We start from the raw sequence: 17,950 nt of genomic DNA, 5'->3' as shown, positions 1-17,950 counted from the left end.
CTTGGCCACGACCCGCGCATCGAGGGTCCTCTACGCCGTCCTGACGGTTGCCGTCCTCGCGGCGCCGGCGCCCGCGATCTGTTCGGCCGCGGAGGGTTCCGGGAGCGCCTCGAAGCGGGCCCCGGCCGCGTCCGGACCCGCGCCCGCCCCCAGGCCGAGCGAGCCGATCCGGGCCCGGACACCCGGGGTGCGGGGCATGGACGTCGCGGTTCCGGCGTACGTGTGGGCCGACGACCCGATGCTGGACGCGCTGACCGCCACCGGCCCGGCCGCCTCCGTGGTCGTCCTCAACCCCGGCAACGGCGACGCCCCCTTCGACGCGCCGTGGCAGGCCCGGGCCGATGTCCTGCGCGGCGGCACCACCGCCAACGGCGAGCGCACCAAGGTACTCGGCTACGTCCACACCGACCACGGCAAGCGGTCCCCGGCCGAGGTCAAGGCGTCGGTGGACAACTACCTCAGGACCGCGGACGGTCGACTGCACGTCGACGGCATCTTCTTCGACGTCGTCAGCCGCGACTGCGGCCCGGCCAATGCCACGCGCGACCTCTACGCGGACTACCGGCGCTACGTCCAGGAAGCGATGCGGGCGGTCGATCCGGCCGCCCCCGACCTGGTGGTCGACAACCCCGGCACCGCCATCGCCGACTGCTACCTCGAACCCGGCCACCGCACCGCCGACGTCTTCGTGACCTTCGAGGACACCTACGCCGCCTACACCGGCAGCGGTTGGCTCGGCGGGAACGTCTTCAACGGGACGACCGGCTACCGGGCGGGCGCCGAATTCGATCCGAGCGGGACCGCCTTCTGGCACCTGGTGCACGACGTCCCGGACGCCGCCGCGATGCGCACGACCCTGCGCACGGCCTTCGACCGCGGCGCGGGATACGCGTACGCGACGAGCACGGCCATGCCCAACCCCTGGAACGCCAGCCCGGATTGGGAGTTCCGCCCGCAGACCACCTACGCGGCCACCCTCGGCTGACCCGGAGCCCGGGTGGGGTCGGGCGGGGCCGGGCCGGGCGGGGGTCGGTCAGTCCTCCAGCCCGAAACGGCGCGCGGCCTGTTGCTCCTGGGCCAGGCGGCGCAGGCTCAGCAGCACGGGTTCGAAGAGCACGGCCGAGGCCACCGCTGATTCCACCTGTTCCACCGGGCCGTTCAGCCGTTCCATCCGGTCCAGGTCGTGGATCGCGGTCTGCTCCATCTGGAGTGCGTACGGGGCGAGGTCGGCCGCGTCGAGCGGGTAGCCGAGCCGGTGCAGGGAGGCCACCGAGGCGATCAACTCCCGGTAGACCGGCGAGAGCCAGCCGATCTGCGCCGCGTCGCTCCAGCCGAGTTCCGCGAGCATCCGGTCGACCTCCTGGCGGGCCGCGGCCACGTCCGGGTCGTCGGGCTCGGGCTCGGCGGCCCGGGGCAGGGCCCAGAGGGCGGCCCCGAGACGAGTGGTCCGGCCGAGCGACGCGTCGTCGACCTGCGCCAGCACCTCGCGCACGGTGGCCACGGGCATCCGCCCGACCTGGATCATGGCCCGCACCAGTCGCAGCCGCCGCAGGTGCGAGGCGTCGTACTCGGCCTGCGTGGCGTTGATCCGTCGGCCGGGGGCCAACAGGCCTTCGCGCAGGTAGTACTTGATGGTCGCGAGCGAGACCTGGCTCTGCTCGCTCAGGTCCGCGAGGCGCATCCGTGATCCTTCCCCGGGTTCTCCGCCGTGGGCTTGTGGGCGTCATTGAATAGTGTAACTATCCCATCCCAAAGGATAGTCGGACTATCCAGAGCAGGGCGGTGGGCCCCGGCCCCGTCCGTCCCGTCACCAGGGGGTGGCATGTTCGCGAAACCGATGCCCGGCCGCACGACGGCCGCTGCCGAAGGGGAGATCGTCGTCTTCCTGATCGGCATGCGGATCAATCACTTCCGGGCGCCGCACCAGTGGATGCCCGTGTTCGTCGGAATGCTCCGGATGCTGCGCGAGCTGAAGGGGATCCCGGGCAGCGGACTGCTGGGCCACCAACTCCTCAGCGGTTCCCCGCGCACCTACTACGTGGTCCAGTACTGGGAGTCCAAGGAGAAGCTGCTGGCCTACGCGGCCGCGCCGGACCGGCTGCACCGCAAGGCCTGGGCGATGATCAACCGCTTCGAGCGCGGGTCCCGCCGGCACGTGGGGATCTGGCACGAGACCTACGTGGTCCCCGCCGGGTCGTACGAGTCGATCTACGGGGACATGCCGCCCTACGGCCTGGCCGCCGCCACCGGGTCCCTCCCGGTCGAACGGCGCGGGGTCACCGCCCGCGACCGCTTCGCCAGCGGGGCGCAGGGCTGATCGGCGCGCGGCTGATCGACGCGGGGCGGCGGCGGCCCGCCGCGCGCCGGTCGGCCCGCGCGGGCCGACCGGCGGGGCCTGGCGGCGGTGTCAGACGGCCGCCGTCTCCTGCCAGAGCTTGACCAGCGAGGCGTCACCGCTCACCGAGGCGCCGTCCAGCGGGGCGCGGTTCCACAGCGCCGCGTACAGCCACGCCGCCCCGCCCGTCACCTCGCAGTCCGCCGGACCCGCGTCATCGCGGACCGTGACGGCGGGCTCGGGCGACAGGCGTACGGTCCAGGCGTCGCCGGTGTCGGAGGCGCGCAGCCGCAGCACCCGCGGCTCCGAGGTGCGCACCCGGCTGCGCGGCCGCGCGTGGAATCCGGTGAGCACCTCGTCCACCCCGTCGGCGGCGAACCGCGCCTCCGGCGCCGAGAACGCGGCGCCGAGCGCGCCCTGCGCGTCCATCCGGTGCACGGTGGTCTCGTGCGCCTGGCGCCGCGCCCAGAAGGCCAGCGGGGAGGGCGGGTCCGTCGGCAGGAAGGTCCAGCACCGCACGTCGGCGGGTGCCTCCGTCAGGGTCCGCACCAGCGCGGCGTGCCCCTCGCGGAACCAGGCCAGCAGCGGGGCACCGGTCAGCTCCGGCGCCTCGGGGAAGGGAACGGGCTCGGTCAGGGAGCCCGCGACCATCCCCGCCGCCCACCGGTGCACCGACCCCGTGTGCCGCAGCAGGTCGGCCACGCGCCAATCGGGACAGAACGGCACCAGGGCTTCCGGGCCCGCCTGTTCGGCCGCTTCGGCCATCAACCGGCCTTCGCGGTCAAGCGTCTTCACATGCTCGATGATCTCCATGCGGCGAGTGTGCCAGGGGGCACCGACAATGGGTCCATGGAGCGACCCCACTCCCGCGACCTCCCCCCGGACCCGGACCCGAGCCCCGACCCGAGCCCGGACCCCGACCCGAGCCCGGACCCGGCACCGCCGCCGGGGCGGCCGGTCGGGCGGCCGGCGGAGCTCTTCCCGCGCGAGCGGGCCGAGATCGCGCCCGGCGCGGTCCACGTGCCCGACTGGCTCGACCCGGAGCGCCAGCTCGCCCTGCTGACCGCGTGCCGCGCGTGGGCGCGCCCGCCCGCCGGACTGCGCACGGTCCGCCTCCCCGGCGGCGCGGCGATGACCGCCCGCCAGGTCTGCCTGGGGCTGCACTGGTACCCGTACGGCTACGCCCGCACCGTCGTGGACGGGGACGGCGCGCCGGTCAAGCCGCTGCCCGACTGGCTCGCCGAGCTGGGCCGGGACGCCGTGGCCGCGGCCGGGGCGGCGTTCCCCGAACCGGGCGACCCGGCGGCGTACGACATCGCGCTGATCAACTTCTACGACGCCGACGCCCGGATGGGCATGCACCGCGATGCCGAGGAGCGCTCCCCGGCGCCGGTGGTCTCGCTCAGCCTCGGCGACAGCTGCGTGTTCCGCTTCGGCAACACCGTCTCGCGCGGTCGCCCGTACCGGGACGTGGAGCTGCGCAGCGGCGACCTGTTCGTCTTCGGGGGTCCGGCCCGAAGGGCCTTTCATTCGGTGCCCAAAGTCCTGCCGGGGACGGCTCCGCCCGCCCTGGGCCTGACCGGGCGCCTCAACATCACGCTGCGCGTCGGCGGGCTGGGCTGAAGGTCGGCGTCCGGGCCCGGCCGATCATGCGAGGATCGCTGTCATGAACGGCAACACGACCCCGCGGCGGGCGGGGGATGTGACCACGGACGTGACGGACGTGACGGGCGGCGCGTCCACACGGACCAAACTGGAGCGGGGCCGCGGCGCGCTCGGCCCGGCGCTGGAGCTGGTGCACACGGGCCGGGCCCCGACCCGCGCCGTCCTCACGGCCGAGCTGGGCGTGACCCGGGCCACCGCCGGAGCCGTGGCCGCCGAGCTGGAGGCGCTCGGCCTGATCCGCGTCGACTCCCGCCCCGGCGGTGCGGGCGGCGCCCAGGGCCGCCCGTCGCACCGGCTGTCGGTGGACGAGAACGGGCCGGTCGTCCTGGCCGCGCAGGTCCACCCGGACGGCTTCCGGGCCGCGCTGGTCGGCCTCGGCGGACACATCGTGGCCACCGCCCCCGGCAAGGTGGAGGTGTCCGCCGACCCGGCCCAGGTACTGGGCGCGGTCGTCGAGGCGGGCGCCGCGCTGCTGGCCAGCAGCGGGCGCCGGTGCGTGGGCGCGGGCCTGGCCGTGCCGTCCGCCGTCGCGGAACCGGACGGTACGGCGCTCAACCCGCTGCACCTGGCCTGGCCCGCCGGTTCGCCGGTACGGTCCATCTTCGCGCGGTGCGTCCGCGCGGCGGGGATCGAGGGCCCGGCCCTGACCGGCAACGACATCAACCTCGCCGCGCTGGCCGAACACCGCCACGGCGCCGGGCGCAGCGCCCAGCACCTGCTCTGCGTGGCCACCGGGCACCGCGGCGTCGGCGGCGCGCTCGTCCTCGACGGGCGCCTGCACAGCGGGAGTTCGGGCCTGGCGCTGGAGGTCGGCCACCTCACGGTGAATCCGGAGGGCCGGGCCTGCCACTGCGGCAGCCGCGGTTGCCTGGACGTCGAGGCCGACCCGCTGGCCTTCCTGACGGCGGCGGGCCGCGTGCCCGGCCCCGAGGTCTCGCTGCTCCAGCAGGCACGCGACCTGCTGCGCGCGGAGTACGCCGACCCCACGGTGCGGGGGGCCGCGGAGGAGCTCATCGACCGGCTCGGGCTCGGCCTCGCCGGGCTGGTGAACATCCTGAACCCGGACCGGATCATCCTGGGCGGCCTGCACCGCGAGCTGCTCCAGGCGGACCCGGACCGGCTGCGCGCGGTGGTCGCGGACCGCAGCCTGTGGGGCCGCAGCGGCGGGGTGCCGATCCTGCCGTGCACCCTGGACCACAACAGCCTCGTCGGCGCGGCCGAGCTCGCCTGGCAGCCCGTCCTGGACGACCCGCTCGGCGCCCTGGGGGCGGCGGCCTGATCCGGCCGCGCCCGCCGGTCCGGGGGGCGCGGCGGACGCCGCGGCGCGGGGTCATCCCGGGGCGGGGCCCAGGGCGCCCAAGGGTGCGATTCCGGCCACCGGGCCCACGGTCGTGCCGGCCACGCCGTGGCCCGCCGCCGTACCGGCCGCCGCGTGGCCGCTCGCCGCGGCCACCGGCACCGCGACGGGCACCGCCACCGGGGTCGCCACCGGAAGCGGCAGCGGTTCCACGGACGGCTCGACGACCGGATCCGCGGGCGGCCGAACGGGTGAGCGCGACGGCGATCCGGCCGGGCGCCGTGCGGGCCGCCGGGCGGGTTCGCGGTCCGGCTGCTGGGCGGGCGGTGCGGTGACGCCGGTCGCGAGGGTGACCGGCGGCGCCGTCGGCCGTCGTAGCGGCACGGGACGGACCGGCGCCACGGGCTCGGGAGGGGCGGCCGCCGGCGCCGCGCGGAGCGAGAACCAGACCACCTTGCCCCGGCTGTCCGGCTGCGGCCGGGAGCCCCAGGACTCGCTGACCGCCGCGATGAGCGCGAGGCCGCGGCCGCCGGTCTCCAGCGGATCCGCGTCCCGGGCCACGGGCAGTCTGGGATCGCTGTCGTGGACCGAGACCGTGAGTCTGCCGAGCCGCAGCTCGATCTCGACCCGGCACGCCTTGTCCGGCTGCGCGTGGCGGTGGACGTTGCTGAGCAGCTCCGTCACGCCGAGCGCAGCCCGGTCTATGAGCGGATCGAGCTGCCAGTGGCGCAGTTGTGCAGAAACGATTCGGCGGACCTGGCCGATCCGCTGTGGCATGGCCTGCAGTGCGACGACGCAGTGCCTGCGTGGAGGAATGATCACGGCTGCGACTCCCCGACATCAGTGTTACGGGTGCTGCACCCTCTGTGACGCCCCACCAGAGTCACCCACCGTGCGCCGGCATGCAACCGAAGGCAACCAAAAGGCATTCGCATGGAACCCCAAAGTGACTGTTTGTGCAGGTGAGGGGGGTACATTGCGAAGGCGGGGGGAGGCAGAAACAGGTCACGCACAGAGGAGCAAGGCGCATGAGCACCACCGGTACGACGAACATCACCGTCGACGTCGACCGAAGCGACGCCGACTACCGGGCCTGGCTGAAAGAAGCCGTCCGCAAGGTCCAGGCGGACGCCAATCGCTCCGCCGACACGCACCTGCTGCGCTTCCCCCTCCCGGAGGAGTGGGGCATCGACCTCTACCTCAAGGACGAGTCCACCCACCCGACGGGCTCGCTCAAGCACCGCCTCGCCCGGTCGCTGTTCCTCTACGCCCTGTGCAACGGCTGGATCAGGCCCGGCCGTCCGGTGATCGAAGCCTCCTCGGGCTCCACCGCGGTCTCCGAGGCGTACTTCGCCAAGCTGATCGGCGTCCCGTTCATCGCCGTGATGCCGCGCACGACCAGCCCGGAGAAGTGTCGGCTGATCGAATTCCACGGCGGTGAATGCCACTTCGTCGACGACTCGATGAAGATGTACGAGGAATCGGCGCTCCTCGCCGCGCAGACCGGCGGCCACTACATGGACCAGTTCACCTACGCCGAGCGCGCCACCGACTGGCGGGGCAACAACAACATCGCAGAATCGATTTACCAGCAGCTGCGCCTGGAGCGCTACCCCGAGCCCACCTGGATCGTGGCCACCGCCGGGACCGGCGGCACCTCGGCGACGATCGCCCGCTACGTGCACTACATGCAGCACGACACCCGCATCTGCGTACCGGACCCGGAGAACTCCTGCTTCTTCGACGGCTGGACGCACCACGACCCCCACGCGAGCAGCGACTGCGGCTCGCGCATCGAGGGCATCGGCCGCCCGCGCATGGAGCCGAGCTTCGTGCCCGGCGCGATCGACCGCATGATGAAGGTGCCGGACGCGGCGAGCGTGGCGGCCTGCCGCGCGCTGGAGCGGGCCATCGGCCGCAAGGCCGGCGGTTCCACGGGCACCGGCCTGTGGAGCGCGCTGAAGATCATCGCGGAGATGGTGGCGGAGGGGCGCACGGGCAGCGTCGTCACCCTGCTCTGCGACCCGGGCGACCGTTACCTCGACAAGTACTACTCGGACGAGTGGGTGGCCGCCCAAGGCCTGGACCTGGCCCCCTACACGAAGACCATCGAGTCCCTGCTGGCCTCGGGCAGCTGGTACGAGCCCGTGGCCTGACCGTACCCAGACCCTGACGAACGGGCCCTGGGCCGGGCCGCGTCGGCTGCTTACGCTGGGCCGACGCGTGATCACGACCGAGCCCCGGGGGAGTCATGGCGGGTAGGGACGGTACGGGCGGTACGGACGGTGCGCCCGATGCGGCCGGTACGGGCGACGGACCGCTGTGTTGCCCGCGGTGCGGGCGCGACGACGAGGTGACGGGCGTCGCCGCCGCCTACCTGGCGGCGAAGGCCACCACCCGCGACGAGTGGGTCGACGGCGACGGCGCCCGCAAGACGTCCGTCCGCGAAGGGAATTCGGCGCTGGTGAAGGGCCTCGCCCCGGTGCCGCCGGACCCGGCCACCGACTCCGTCGGGTGCCTGGGCGGCACCTTGCTCCTCGTCTCGCTCGGCACGTTCCTGTGGGGCGCGATCGCGGGCGGCTGGTTCGGCCGCGAATCCGGCGGCTGGTGGGTCGAAAGGGACGGCGGCGAACGGCGGTTCGTGACCGAACTCCCCATGGCCCACCTCGCCTGGATCTCGGGGACCGCGCTCCTCGCGGCCGCGGCCCTGTTCTTCGCCGTCGGCCGGGTGGAGGCGGCCCGTCGGCGGCGCACCGCCCGGGGCCGGTCCGCCGCCGAAGCCCTCTGGTCCGAGGGGTGGTTCTGCGCCCGGTGCGCGGGCGTGTACTTCGCCCGCACCGGCGAGGACCGCGGACCGTCCCTGAACCTGCGGGAGTTCCGGACCCGCGTATGGGGCGCGGGCGGGTACGCCGACCTGGTCGACCGGTACCCGACGACCTGAGGCGGCGCGCGGCCGTGCGCCGCCCGCGCGGGCCTACTGCCCCGCGGAGCGCTGCGCTACGGCCAGTTTGGCGTCCAGGGTCCGGACGGCCGTGCGGAAGGAGTGCCCCAGGCCCGGCCGGGCGGCGGCCAGGCCCAGCCGGAAGGGGGCGGAGCCGTCCGCGGCGAAGGTCCACCGGATCTGCGTGCCGGAGCCGGACGCGGTCAGCAGCCATTCCTCCAGCAGGGCGCGCATGCCGGGGACGTTGGTCCGGTCGACCCGGTAGGCGTACCGGCGCCCGGCGTCCGCCGCCATGATCGTCTCCTGGAAGCGCACTCCTCCCAGCAGCTTGATCTCCCGACCAGCACCGCCGTGCGTCGGCCGGGCGAGGGTCACCGCCCGGAACCAGGAGGGCCACCCCGTCACTTCCTCCGCCAGGGCCCGGTACACCGATGCCGGCGGAGCGGCCGCTCGGGCGGTGAACACCAGGCGTACGGGCGCTGTCTCGGTGAACTCCAGCCCCACGGGGCGCAGTCGGCGGGCCATGACGGGAACTCCCTTGCGGTGAGAGGGGAACGCGCGTGCGCGTCACCATATCTGTCCCACCATCAGATGTCTGCGTCAGCCGTCCGGGTACTGGGCAGTGGGTCCCGCGCGCGGGATGCTGGTCAGGTGGCGCCGCGCTCCGAGAGTGGAGGCCATCGTGCCGGACATCCCCACGCCCCGTCCCCGCCCCGCCCCTTCGGCCGCCCCGGACACTGTCCCCGTCCCCGTCCCCGGGGCCGGGCCGCTCGCGCTCGAACTGCTCGTCCACGGGGTCGCGGGCGCCCCGCCCGAGGAACTGCTCGGCGATCCGCGCACCGTCCGCGTCACCGGGGACTCCACCGCCGCCGTCTTCCGGCGCGGCGACGACGCCGACGCCGAGGCCCACCCCGAGCGCTACACCGGCCGCCCGGTGCCCGAGGTCTACTGCTGGTCCCGGCTCACCTCGGGCAACGGCGCCCGGGCGCTGTGGCTGCTGCTCCTGCCGTTCATGGTGGCCAACCTCGCGCACTGGGCCCGGCCGCCCGCGCCCGCCGGGTCCGCGCGCGCGGTGCGCGCCTACGGGGTGCTCGTACGGCTCGTCGCGCTGAGCCTCACCGTGCTGCTGATCGCCGCGGCCTGCGAGGTCTCCCTCGACCTCTTCGCCTGGCAGTGCGCGGGCTCGCCGCACTGCGCCGCGTCCCGCTCCTGGCTCGCGTTCCTCTCGCCGGAGCGCGGCGGCTGGTGGTCGCAGCCGGGGCGGCGCCTGGCCCTGGGCGCGCTGGTCCCGGCCGGGCTGACCTGGCTGCTCTGGTACCTCTCGAACCGCACGTGGAGCGCCTACGAAGCCCAGCCGCCGCCCCCGACCGACCCCGACCCCGACGAGGCGGAGGAGGACGCGGAGGGCGGCGCGCCCGCGCTCGGCCGGCCCGGATTCTGGTACGGGCGACGGATCGTGGCCCGGCTGCGGGCCGCCCACACCGCCGCCGGGTTGCTGACGGTCGCGGCGGCCGTCGCCGTACCGACCCTGCGCTACGACGCCCACGCGGCCGGAGCCGGGCTTCCGGCCGGACCGGGCCGGATCGCGCAGGCCGTGCTCGTGGCCGGGGGCGCCGTGGTGCTCTGGGTCGTCTGCCGCCGCGGGCGCTCCGAATCGCGGGCCGACCAGCGCGTGGACCGCGCGGTGGTCAGCTGGCTGCCGGGGTGCGCGACGGCCGTGCTGGCGGCCGTGCTCTGCTACGCCTGCTGGTCCCGCCCGGGCTGGACCTCCACGGGCCGACTCCCGGGGGACCTGGTCTTCGGATGGCTCGCGCTCGCCCAGGGCGGCTGCGTCCTGGCCCTCTCGGCCGTCGCCCTGCACCTGCACCGCCGGGGCGCGGGAGGCGTGCTGCGCGGGCTGGGCGGCCCGGCCGTGGCGATGCTCGCGTGCGCGCTCGGCGGAGTGATGTCGGCCGGGGTCGCGCAGCGGGTGGGCGACTGGCTGGGCGAGAGCGGAACCCCGGTGGCCGGTGCGGGGGCGGGCACGGGGGTGGTGGGGAGCGCTTCCGTGGCCGCCGGTGAGTTGGCCGGACCGCCCGTGCTGCTGTCCTGGCAGGCCGCCGTCCTGCCGCCGTTGCTCCTGGTGTTGCTCCTGGCCGCGTGCTGGTTCGCGGTGCGCGGCGCCCGGGTCCGGCGCGCGACCGCCGTGACGGTCGCCGCCGAGTACCCGGGGGCCCGGCCGGACCGGGCGCGCAGCCGCCGGATCGCGGGGGCCCGGGCCGCCGCGGCGCTCACCGACTCGGCGCCGTGGTTCATCGGCGCGGTCTCCACCGTCACGCTGGTCCTCGGCGCGGGCGCCGTCGCCGGTGCCTGGCTCAGCGGGCGGGTCCCGGGCGAAGCCGCCCGGCACGCCACACCCGTCCTGGAGGACGCCGCCCGGGGCGCGCAGGACGCCGGCTCCTGGCTGGTCGGCTTCGGCTTCGTCCTGTTCGTCACCCTGGGCCGCCGCGCCTACAAGGACGCCTCGGCCCGCCGGACCATCGGCATCCTCTGGGACGTCGGCACCTTCTGGCCCCGCGCGGCGCACCCCTTCGCCCCGCCCTGTTACGCCGAGCGCGCCGTGCCCGACCTGACCTGGCGGATGACCACCTGGACCGAGCGGACCGGCGGCCGACTGGTCCTGTCCGGCCACTCCCAGGGCAGCGTGCTCGCGGCCGCCGCCGTCTGGCAGCTGCCGCCGCAGGTGCGCCGCAGGGTCGCGCTGCTGACGTACGGGTCACCGCTGGCCCGGCTCTACGGGCGGTGGTTCCCCGCCTACTTCGGGCCGGGCCCGCTCACCGCGCTGCACCGGGAGGTGGAGTGCTGGCGCAACCTCTGGCGCGCCACCGACCCGATCGGCGGGCCGGTCCTGGAGGCGGGGGAGCGAGACGTGGACCGGGGGCCGCTGGCCGATCCGGTCGCCTACGGACGTACCGCCCTGCACCCGTTGCCCGCCCCCGTGCTCGGGCACTCCGACTACCAGGCGGACCCGGCCTTCGCCGCCGAACGGGCCGCGCTGCTGGCCCGCCTCGTCCTCGCGGACCGCACGGTGGACGCCTAGGTCGTGTTTCGAAAGTATCTCCCCCAGCTACCGCTGGGAGGTGCCCCCGGGCTCGCGACGCCTGGTACCGCGCCTCGCGGCGTTGTCGGAACGCCCGATTACGTCCAGTAGGCGGGCGATCCTCCGCCTTGCGATCTTCCCCTCGGCCCTTCGGGCCTGGGGAGACCCCATGGCACCAGACGCCGCGAGCAGCGCCCTTCGGGCGCCCGGCGCTACTTTCGAAACACGCCCGAGGATCTCAGCAGGGCGACGGGAGCAGCGGAAGGTCCGCCACGAACAGCAGGGTGAGGTCGTCGGTGGTCGGCTCCGACAGCTGGGCCACCCGCCCCGCGTGCCGCTCGACCATCGACTCGAAGGTCTGGCGGGCGGTGCGGCCGTTGCCGAAGGCCGCGCCCTTCGGCAGCTCGGTGAAGTAGGTCAGCAGGGCCTCGACGGTGCCCTCGCCGAGGCGGTACTCGTGCTCCTCCGCCTGCTGTTCCACGATCCGCAGCAGCTCCTGCGGGCCGTAGTCGCCGAAGGTGATGGTCCGGGAGAACCGCGAGGCGACCCCGGGGTTGACCGTGAGGAAGCGGTCCATCTCCGCCGTGTAACCGGCGACGATGACCACCACCGCGTCCCGGTGGTCCTCCATCAGCTTCACCAACGTGTCGATCGCCTCGCGCCCGAAGTCCCGGCCCGAGTCCTCGGGGGCCAGCGCGTACGCCTCGTCGATGAAGAGCACGCCGCCCCTCGCCCGGTCGAAGGCCTCCTGGGTACGGATGGCCGTGGACCCGATGTGCTCGCCGACCAGGTCCACCCGGGACACCTCGACCAGGTGCCCCCGCTCCAGCACCCCGAGCGAGGCCAGGATCTCCCCGTAGAGGCGGGCGACGGTGGTCTTGCCGGTACCGGGGGAGCCGGTGAAGACCAGGTGGCGGCGGACGGAGGCGGCCTTGAGACCGGCCCGCTGCCGGCGGCGGCCGACCTCGATCATGTCCGTCAGGGCGCGGACCTCGCGCTTGACGCTGTCCAGGCCCACCAGGGCGTCGAGCTGCCCGAGCACCTCGCCGGAGCCGCGGGCCGCCGCACCGGACGGCCCGTCGCCGTCCGTGGCCCGCTGTCCCGGAACCGGGGTCTGCGGGTGCGCGGCGCCGGTGCTTCCCGCACCGGCCGGAGCCGTCGTCGCCGTCAGCGGTACGCCGCCCCGCGCGCCCGCCCCCGCGCCGGTGGCGGCCCCCGCGCCCGCCGCCGACGCCGTGCCCAGGACCCCGGCGCGCACGGCGGCCTCGTCGCTCGTGCAGTCCTCGGAGAGCGGGCCCTCCTCGGCGAACTCGTAGCCCCCGCGGGAGCAGCGCTCCGTGTGGCAGCGGGTCAGGGTGGTCCGGCAGCCGTCGATGACGTGGAAGCCGAAGCCCGTGCTCCCGCTCACCCGGCAGGCGTGGAAGGTGCCCCGGCCGCCCGCCGACACGTAGAACCCGGCCTCGGCGGCGGAGCTGACGGTGCAGCGCTCCAGCGCGGGATCGGCGCCCTTGGTGACGATCACGCCCGTCTGCACCGAGTCGATGGTGCAGTTGGCCAGGGTGCCGCCGCTGCCGTGGTCGCGGAACCAGGCCCCGGTCGCGGCCTCGCGGATCCGGCAGTCGTCGAGTTGGGCGGTGGCGCCGTCGCTGACGGAGACGGCGGTGTTGCGCACCTGGGACAGGTCGCTGTCGACCACGTCGACGCGCGAACCCCGGTCCAGGACGAAGAGCGCGTCCGGCACGTCGTGCACCCGGCACGAGTCGAGGGACGCCGTCGCCCCGTCGCTGATCCACACCGCCGGGTAGTCGCCCGTACTGTCGTGGATCTCGCAGGACTCGGCGTCCACCCGGGTGCCCGGGTCCCACACGGAGAGGCCGTTGCGGCCGAAGCGGCGCACAGTGGTGCGGCTGAGGGTCAGCACGGAACGGGACCGCAGGTCCACCGCGTTCTCGGGGATGTCGTGGATGTCGCAGCCGGCCAGCGTCAGCACCGCGTCGGTGTCGAGGGTGACCCCGTCCGCGGAGGTGCGGTGCACGGAGCAGTCGGTGAGCCGGGCCGTGGCCCGGGCGGCGATCTGCACCCCGGTGCCCTTGATCTCGTAGACCTCGCAGCCCAGCGCGTCCAGGCCCGAGCCCTCGCCCGTGACGCCGATCCCGGCGCCGGTGCTGTGGTGGATCCGGCAGCGCTCCAGGCGCGGGTGGCCGCCGCCGCGCACCGAGACGCCGGTCTGCCCGGCCGCCACCACCTCGCACTCCTCGAAGACCCCGCCGCCGCCGTCGAGCACGGAGATGCCGACGCCCGTCGGGTTCTCGACGGTGCACCGGCGCACCACCGGCCGGGCCCCGCCCCGCACCTCGATACCGGCCGCGGAGCGGGTGCTCACCCGCAGGTCGGTCAGCTCGGGGGAGCCGTCCTCGACGAGCAGGGCGGGCGCGGCCCGGTCCTGTCCCTCCAGGTGCAGGTCCTGCACGATCGCCGAGGCCCGGACGGTGAGCGCCACCCCGTCGAGCGGGGCGATGCGCACCGAACCCAGCCCGCCCTCGGGCCCGCGCAGCGTGACGGCGTGGTGCAGCACCAGGTTCTCGCGGTAGGTCCCGGGAGCGATGGACAGGACGTCCCCGTCGCCCGCGGCCGCCAGCGCGGCGGTCAGTGTCGGATATTCACCGGAGCGGCGCCGCCATCGCGAAGGTCCGCCGTGCGTCACCTGGACCGTGCCCTGTGCCATCGTGCTGCCGTGCCCCCACCCTCGTGCTCGTGCCGAAGCGACTTCACCGGCGGTCGGTGGCCCGCGTTCGCGACCGTGTCCGCACCGGCCGGTCCACCGTAGCGCGCGCGGGCCCGGCGAGTTGCCAGGTCAGCTGCCCGCACCCGCTCTGCCCCAGTCGGGCCCGGCCGCCGCCCAGGCCCTGTCCAGCCGCAAGTACCGCCGATGCATGAGCCGGCGTACGACCATGCGCCGGAGCGTCTCCACGAGCGCGGCCGCGCCGAACGCGGCGGCCAGGCCCGCCAGAGCGGCGTGCACGGCGGCGGTGGAAGGGTCCAGCGGGTGGCCCACCAGTCGGCCGTGGTGGTCGGTCCATATCCGGAAGTGATCGCCCGGGCGCGGTGGTTCCTGCGCCGCCGGGACCGTCCCCTGATGGTTGGTCCCGTCGGGCGCGGTCCACGCGGCGACGACCTGCGTCCGCTGCGGCGACTGCCGTTGCGCGGCGGGGTCGGCGGCCGATCCGCCGAGCGAATCACCGGCGGGCCGCACCACGACCGCCGGGGTCAGGTACCGCTCCTGCCGCTGCTCGCGCGCGGCGCGCTGCAAGGTCACGTCCACACGCAGACCGGCCGTCCAGCCGACGGCCGGCACCACCACCAACACGCACACCAGGGCGGCGAAGGCCACCCACGCCTCGATCAGATCCGTCCGCCGACGCAGCGGGTTGCGCCGCCAACGCCAGACTCCCATTGCCGTCCACACGGTCGGGCACCCCCTTGCCTCCGTCTGCCTGCACGTCCAAGCCTCGCCCATGTCCCGAGGACGCGCATTCCGGGACTCGCGAGAGGTGTGTCACCCGATCCGGTGGTCAGTCGGAGGACGGGTCGCCGCACGTCTCATTCGGCACAACGGCACCGCGGGGCCGCCCGGTTCCCGTTCCTGTGGGGAGCCGCCCGAAGGTGTCAGTCCGGATCCGGTCAGATGGGCTCGGACCGGATCCGGGCGGGTCGCCAAAGCCTCGTGGCGCCTACTGGGGCCGCCCTCGAGCGCGGCTCGCGCGGGGTGGTTCAGTCGAGGATCCGGACCTCGTCGCCGACCCGGACGGTCCCGAGCCGCACCGGGACCAGCATCCGTCCGAAGGCCAGGGACTTGCCGATCCGGCGGTGCACGGCCAGGGTCTTGAGCGGCTCCTTGCCGCGCTCGGCGGTCCGCTGGTCGGTGGTGGTGATCACGCACCGGCCGCACTCGCGGACCCCGCGGAAGACGGCGTCCCCGATCGCGACGCGCTTCCAGCCGTCCTCGGCCCACGCCTCGGCACCGGACACCACCAGGTTGGGGCGGAAACGATTCATCGGCAGCGGACCCTCATCGGCGTGGTCCCCCTGGGCGATCAGCGCGTTGAGCGCGTCCAGCGAGGCGAGGGTGGCCACCAGCAGCGGGTAGGCGTCGGCAAGGCTCACCGTCTCGCCCGGCAGCGCGTAGTCCGGGTCCACGGGCCGTCGTACGGCCGGGTCGTCGAGGTGCACCAGCCGGGCCGGGAAACCGAGGTACTCGGTGAACCAGGCGTGGCCGGCCGTGTCCGCGACGACGGTGTCGATCTTCTTGCCGAACAGCACGACGGGCTCCAGCGGTCCCGGCGCGGGCGGTTCCACCACCACGGACGCCAGCCCGGGAGCCGACAGCGCGACCCCGCCGCTCCCCAGCGGGCGGGCCGAGGCCAACGCGAGGCGCGGCTGCTGGCGTTGGGTGATGACGTTGCCCTCGGTGTCGATCACCGCCCAGCGCCGGTCCCCGGCGAGGCCCCAGGGCTCCACGGCCACCTCATCGGGAGAGGTCCCCGCTACCGATTTGACGGGATGGACGTGGAGTTCCTGGACATGCATGTTCGTCATGGGGGCATCATTCCAGCCGCCCCCGGGCGCTTACCAGCGGGTATGTGCCGCGGGCGCCGTCAGTAGCCGCGTCCCTGGTACGGGCGGCCGTACTGGTCCTCGTAACCGGAAGGCATTCCGGAGGGAACCGGAGCCGCGGCCTGCATCGGCCGCGGCGCGGCCGGGCGCATGGCCTCGTAACCGGAAGCCGCGGCCACCGGCCGGGGCTGCTGCGGCTGCGGCGCGTATCCGGAACGGGCTCCGGCCGGCTGCTGCTGCGGGATGTACGGCGCCGGCGCGTGCTGCAACGGCATGGGCTGCGGAGCGCCCTGCTGCTGGTACGGGTAGCCGTAGGCGGGCTGCTGCTGCGGGGAGGGGGCAGCGGGCAGCGCGGGCAGGGCCGACGGCAGGGCGGGCAGGTATCCGCCCGCGTAGCCGTTGTTGCCCTGGGGGGAGCTCTGCCCCTGGTAGCCGCCGCCCATGGAGTCGTAGGCGGCCGGCACGCGGATGGGCGCGATCTGAGGAGTGCCGCGTTCGGCGACGAGGGAGTCGTAGATGGGGGTGTCCGGGAAGGAGGGCGCGGAGTAGTAACCGCCGCCATAAGTGGAGCGGGGGGAGGTCATGGCACATAAGTTAAGCCCACGACTTCACGGGGTCCATAGCGAGGTCCCGTCAACACCGCGCTGACCTGCATATTCGCAGGTCAGCGCCACAGCTTTCACTTGACGTTCACGTGCACGATTCGTCGCTTTAAACCGCTCTTGTTCCTACTCGTGCCTCCCTGGAGGGGAGTTGGGGCAACGCCCCGCGCACCCCTGTGACCTCGCATGACGCGCGTTCAGGCCAGATCGAGACGTGTTTCAGGCATCGCTGGGACGGGCATAGGTGCGTCCCTTCCACGCCGCGCCGCGCCCGCGGTAGTGCTGGACCGCCGAGTCGACCGTCATCAGCAGGTAGAGCAGCGCGGTCAGCGGCAACAGCGGGGCGAGCACCGCCGACTGCCGGTAGTAGCGCAGCATCGGCAGGTACGTACCGGCCATCAGCAGCCAGGCCGCGGCGCCCGCCCACGCGGCCACGGGCCGCCCGGTCAACAGGCCCACCAGGCAGGTCACCGGCGGGGCCAGGTAGACGAGCGCCAGCCCCGCCACCGTCCCGACCAGGAGCAACGGCTGGTGCCGCAGCTGCGCGTAGGCGCTGCGCGAGACCATCCGCCACAGGTCACCGAGCCCCGCGTACGGGCGCACGCTGTCCACCCGCTCCGCCAGCCCGAGCCAGATCCGGCCACCGGCGCGCCGCACCGCGCGGGCGAGGGAGACGTCGTCGATCACCGCCTGACGGATCGACTCCGGTACGCCCGCCCGCACGGCCGTCTCCGTGCGCAGCAGCACGCACCCGCCCGCCGCCGCGGCGGTCCGTCCCGCCGGACGGTTGATCCAGCGGAAGGGGTAGAGCTGGGCGAAGAAGTACACGAAGGCCGGTACGACCAGGCGCTCCCAGACGGTGACCACCCGCAGCCGGGCCATCAGCGACACGAGGTCGAGGTCGGCCGAGACCGCGGCCGCGACCAGCTCGCGCAGACTGTCCGGCTCGTGCGCGATGTCGGCGTCGGTGAGCAGCAGGTACTCCGGCTCCCCGGCGTCCGCGGCCCGCGCGAGGCCGATGCCGTGCCGCACCGCCCACAGCTTTCCCGTCCACCCGGCCTCCGGCTCGCCCGGGGAGCAGACGGTGAGCGGCAGCCCGGGGTGCTCCCTGGCCAGCGCCAGGGCCAGCGCGCCCGTGCCGTCGGTGCTCCCGTCGTCGACCAGGAAGACCTCGGCCTCGCCGGGATAGTCCTGGGCGAGCAGCGAGGGAAGGCTCAGCGGCAGCACCCCGGCCTCGTCCCGGGCGGGCACGACGACGGCGACGGAGGGCCACCGGGCGGGCGGGGTGCGCGGCGGGAGCCGGACGTCGGTGCGCCAGAACATGCCCTGGCCGAAGGTGAGCCAGAGCCAGACGGCGAGCGACACGCAGGCGGCGATGCTGAGGGGGCCCATCCCCGCAGTGTGCCGAAACCGGCCG

The 17,950-nt window shown here is 74.6% G+C and carries 16 protein-coding genes and 1 pseudogene; 7 read left to right on the top strand and 10 right to left on the bottom strand.

Features of this window, described 5'->3' with window-relative positions; genetic code table 11:
* Nucleotides 1-30: 30 nt before the first annotated feature.
* Nucleotides 31-198: a hypothetical protein gene (locus ACFWAR_RS11795; RefSeq protein ID WP_385775749.1), complete on the bottom strand. Its 168-nt coding sequence runs from the start codon at nucleotides 196-198 to the stop codon at nucleotides 31-33.
* On the opposite strand from ACFWAR_RS11795, the gene ACFWAR_RS11790 reads away from it, so the two are divergent.
* Complete coding sequence (locus ACFWAR_RS11790) at nucleotides 197-985, top strand: spherulation-specific family 4 protein (protein ID WP_385775747.1); 789 nt, start codon at nucleotides 197-199, stop codon at nucleotides 983-985. The genes ACFWAR_RS11795 and ACFWAR_RS11790 overlap by 2 nt on opposite strands.
* Nucleotides 986-1,033: 48 nt before the next feature.
* Here ACFWAR_RS11790 and ACFWAR_RS11785 read toward each other — a convergent pair whose 3' ends face one another.
* Entirely contained in the window at nucleotides 1,034-1,681 is a 648-nt protein-coding gene (locus ACFWAR_RS11785; protein ID WP_385775745.1) for a MerR family transcriptional regulator, read from the bottom strand.
* Nucleotides 1,682-1,822: 141 nt separating this feature from the next.
* Here ACFWAR_RS11785 and ACFWAR_RS11780 point away from each other — a divergent pair, with 141 nt between their 5' ends.
* A complete protein-coding gene (locus ACFWAR_RS11780) occupies nucleotides 1,823-2,317 on the top strand; it encodes a DUF4188 domain-containing protein (protein WP_385775743.1) in 495 nt (164 codons plus the stop codon).
* 90 nt (nucleotides 2,318-2,407) lie between these two features.
* Here the strand turns inward: ACFWAR_RS11780 and ACFWAR_RS11775 are convergent, their stop codons facing one another.
* Nucleotides 2,408-3,148 carry a maleylpyruvate isomerase family mycothiol-dependent enzyme gene (locus ACFWAR_RS11775; protein WP_385775740.1) on the bottom strand — a complete coding sequence of 247 codons (741 nt, stop codon included), beginning with the start codon at nucleotides 3,146-3,148 and terminating at the stop codon, nucleotides 2,408-2,410.
* A 36-nt stretch (nucleotides 3,149-3,184) separates the two neighbouring features.
* On the opposite strand from ACFWAR_RS11775, the gene ACFWAR_RS11770 reads away from it, so the two are divergent.
* A complete protein-coding gene (locus ACFWAR_RS11770; protein WP_385775738.1) occupies nucleotides 3,185-3,958 on the top strand; it encodes an alpha-ketoglutarate-dependent dioxygenase AlkB family protein in 774 nt (257 codons plus the stop codon).
* Between the two features lie 43 nt (nucleotides 3,959-4,001).
* A complete protein-coding gene (locus ACFWAR_RS11765; protein ID WP_385775736.1) occupies nucleotides 4,002-5,279 on the top strand; it encodes an ROK family protein in 1,278 nt (425 codons plus the stop codon).
* A 414-nt stretch (nucleotides 5,280-5,693) separates the two neighbouring features.
* On the opposite strand, the pseudogene ACFWAR_RS11760 reads toward ACFWAR_RS11765, so the two are convergent.
* Nucleotides 5,694-6,119, bottom strand: a pseudogene (locus tag ACFWAR_RS11760) (ATP-binding protein); the annotation flags it as partial.
* A 206-nt stretch (nucleotides 6,120-6,325) separates the two neighbouring features.
* Between ACFWAR_RS11760 and ACFWAR_RS11755 the strand changes: the two are divergent.
* Both ACFWAR_RS11755 and ACFWAR_RS11750 read left to right on the top strand, forming a co-directional pair.
* Nucleotides 6,326-7,453 carry a PLP-dependent cysteine synthase family protein gene (locus tag ACFWAR_RS11755; protein ID WP_385775734.1) on the top strand — a complete coding sequence of 376 codons (1,128 nt, stop codon included), beginning with the start codon at nucleotides 6,326-6,328 and terminating at the stop codon, nucleotides 7,451-7,453.
* Nucleotides 7,454-7,548: 95 nt separating this feature from the next.
* Nucleotides 7,549-8,238 (top strand): hypothetical protein, encoded by a 690-nt coding sequence (locus ACFWAR_RS11750; RefSeq protein WP_385775732.1) that lies wholly within the window; start codon nucleotides 7,549-7,551, stop codon nucleotides 8,236-8,238.
* 33 nt (nucleotides 8,239-8,271) lie between these two features.
* On the opposite strand, the gene ACFWAR_RS11745 is transcribed toward ACFWAR_RS11750, so the two are convergent.
* The gene (locus ACFWAR_RS11745) at nucleotides 8,272-8,763 is read right to left on the bottom strand and encodes an SRPBCC family protein (protein ID WP_385775730.1); all 492 of its coding nucleotides are present in this window, start codon (nucleotides 8,761-8,763) and stop codon (nucleotides 8,272-8,274) included.
* Nucleotides 8,764-8,917: 154 nt separating this feature from the next.
* Between ACFWAR_RS11745 and ACFWAR_RS11740 the strand changes: the two genes are divergently transcribed.
* Nucleotides 8,918-11,317, top strand: a complete 2,400-nt coding sequence (locus ACFWAR_RS11740; RefSeq protein ID WP_385775774.1) for a hypothetical protein — start codon at nucleotides 8,918-8,920, stop codon at nucleotides 11,315-11,317.
* 238 nt (nucleotides 11,318-11,555) lie between these two features.
* On the opposite strand, the gene ACFWAR_RS11735 is transcribed toward ACFWAR_RS11740, so the two are convergent.
* The 5 genes from ACFWAR_RS11735 to ACFWAR_RS11715 form a co-directional block, all read right to left on the bottom strand.
* Nucleotides 11,556-14,042 (bottom strand): right-handed parallel beta-helix repeat-containing protein, encoded by a 2,487-nt coding sequence (locus ACFWAR_RS11735; RefSeq protein WP_385775728.1) that lies wholly within the window; start codon nucleotides 14,040-14,042, stop codon nucleotides 11,556-11,558.
* Nucleotides 14,043-14,171: 129 nt separating this feature from the next.
* Nucleotides 14,172-14,771 (bottom strand): hypothetical protein, encoded by a 600-nt coding sequence (locus tag ACFWAR_RS11730; RefSeq protein ID WP_385775726.1) that lies wholly within the window; start codon nucleotides 14,769-14,771, stop codon nucleotides 14,172-14,174.
* Nucleotides 14,772-15,088: 317 nt separating this feature from the next.
* On the bottom strand, nucleotides 15,089-15,913 hold the full coding sequence (locus tag ACFWAR_RS11725; protein WP_385775723.1) for an MOSC domain-containing protein: 825 nt from the start codon (nucleotides 15,911-15,913) through the stop codon (nucleotides 15,089-15,091).
* A gap of 59 nt (nucleotides 15,914-15,972) precedes the next feature.
* On the bottom strand, nucleotides 15,973-16,515 hold the full coding sequence (locus ACFWAR_RS11720) for a DUF6643 family protein (RefSeq protein WP_385775721.1): 543 nt from the start codon (nucleotides 16,513-16,515) through the stop codon (nucleotides 15,973-15,975).
* A 237-nt stretch (nucleotides 16,516-16,752) separates the two neighbouring features.
* On the bottom strand, nucleotides 16,753-17,925 hold the full coding sequence (locus ACFWAR_RS11715; RefSeq protein ID WP_385775719.1) for a glycosyltransferase: 1,173 nt from the start codon (nucleotides 17,923-17,925) through the stop codon (nucleotides 16,753-16,755).
* Nucleotides 17,926-17,950 lie beyond the last annotated feature (25 nt).

Origin of the sequence: Streptomyces sp. NPDC059917, assembly GCF_042730635.1 — a bacterium.
In the GTDB taxonomy this organism is placed as follows: domain Bacteria; phylum Actinomycetota; class Actinomycetes; order Streptomycetales; family Streptomycetaceae; genus Streptomyces.
This window is presented reverse-complemented; position numbering and strand designations above follow the sequence as displayed.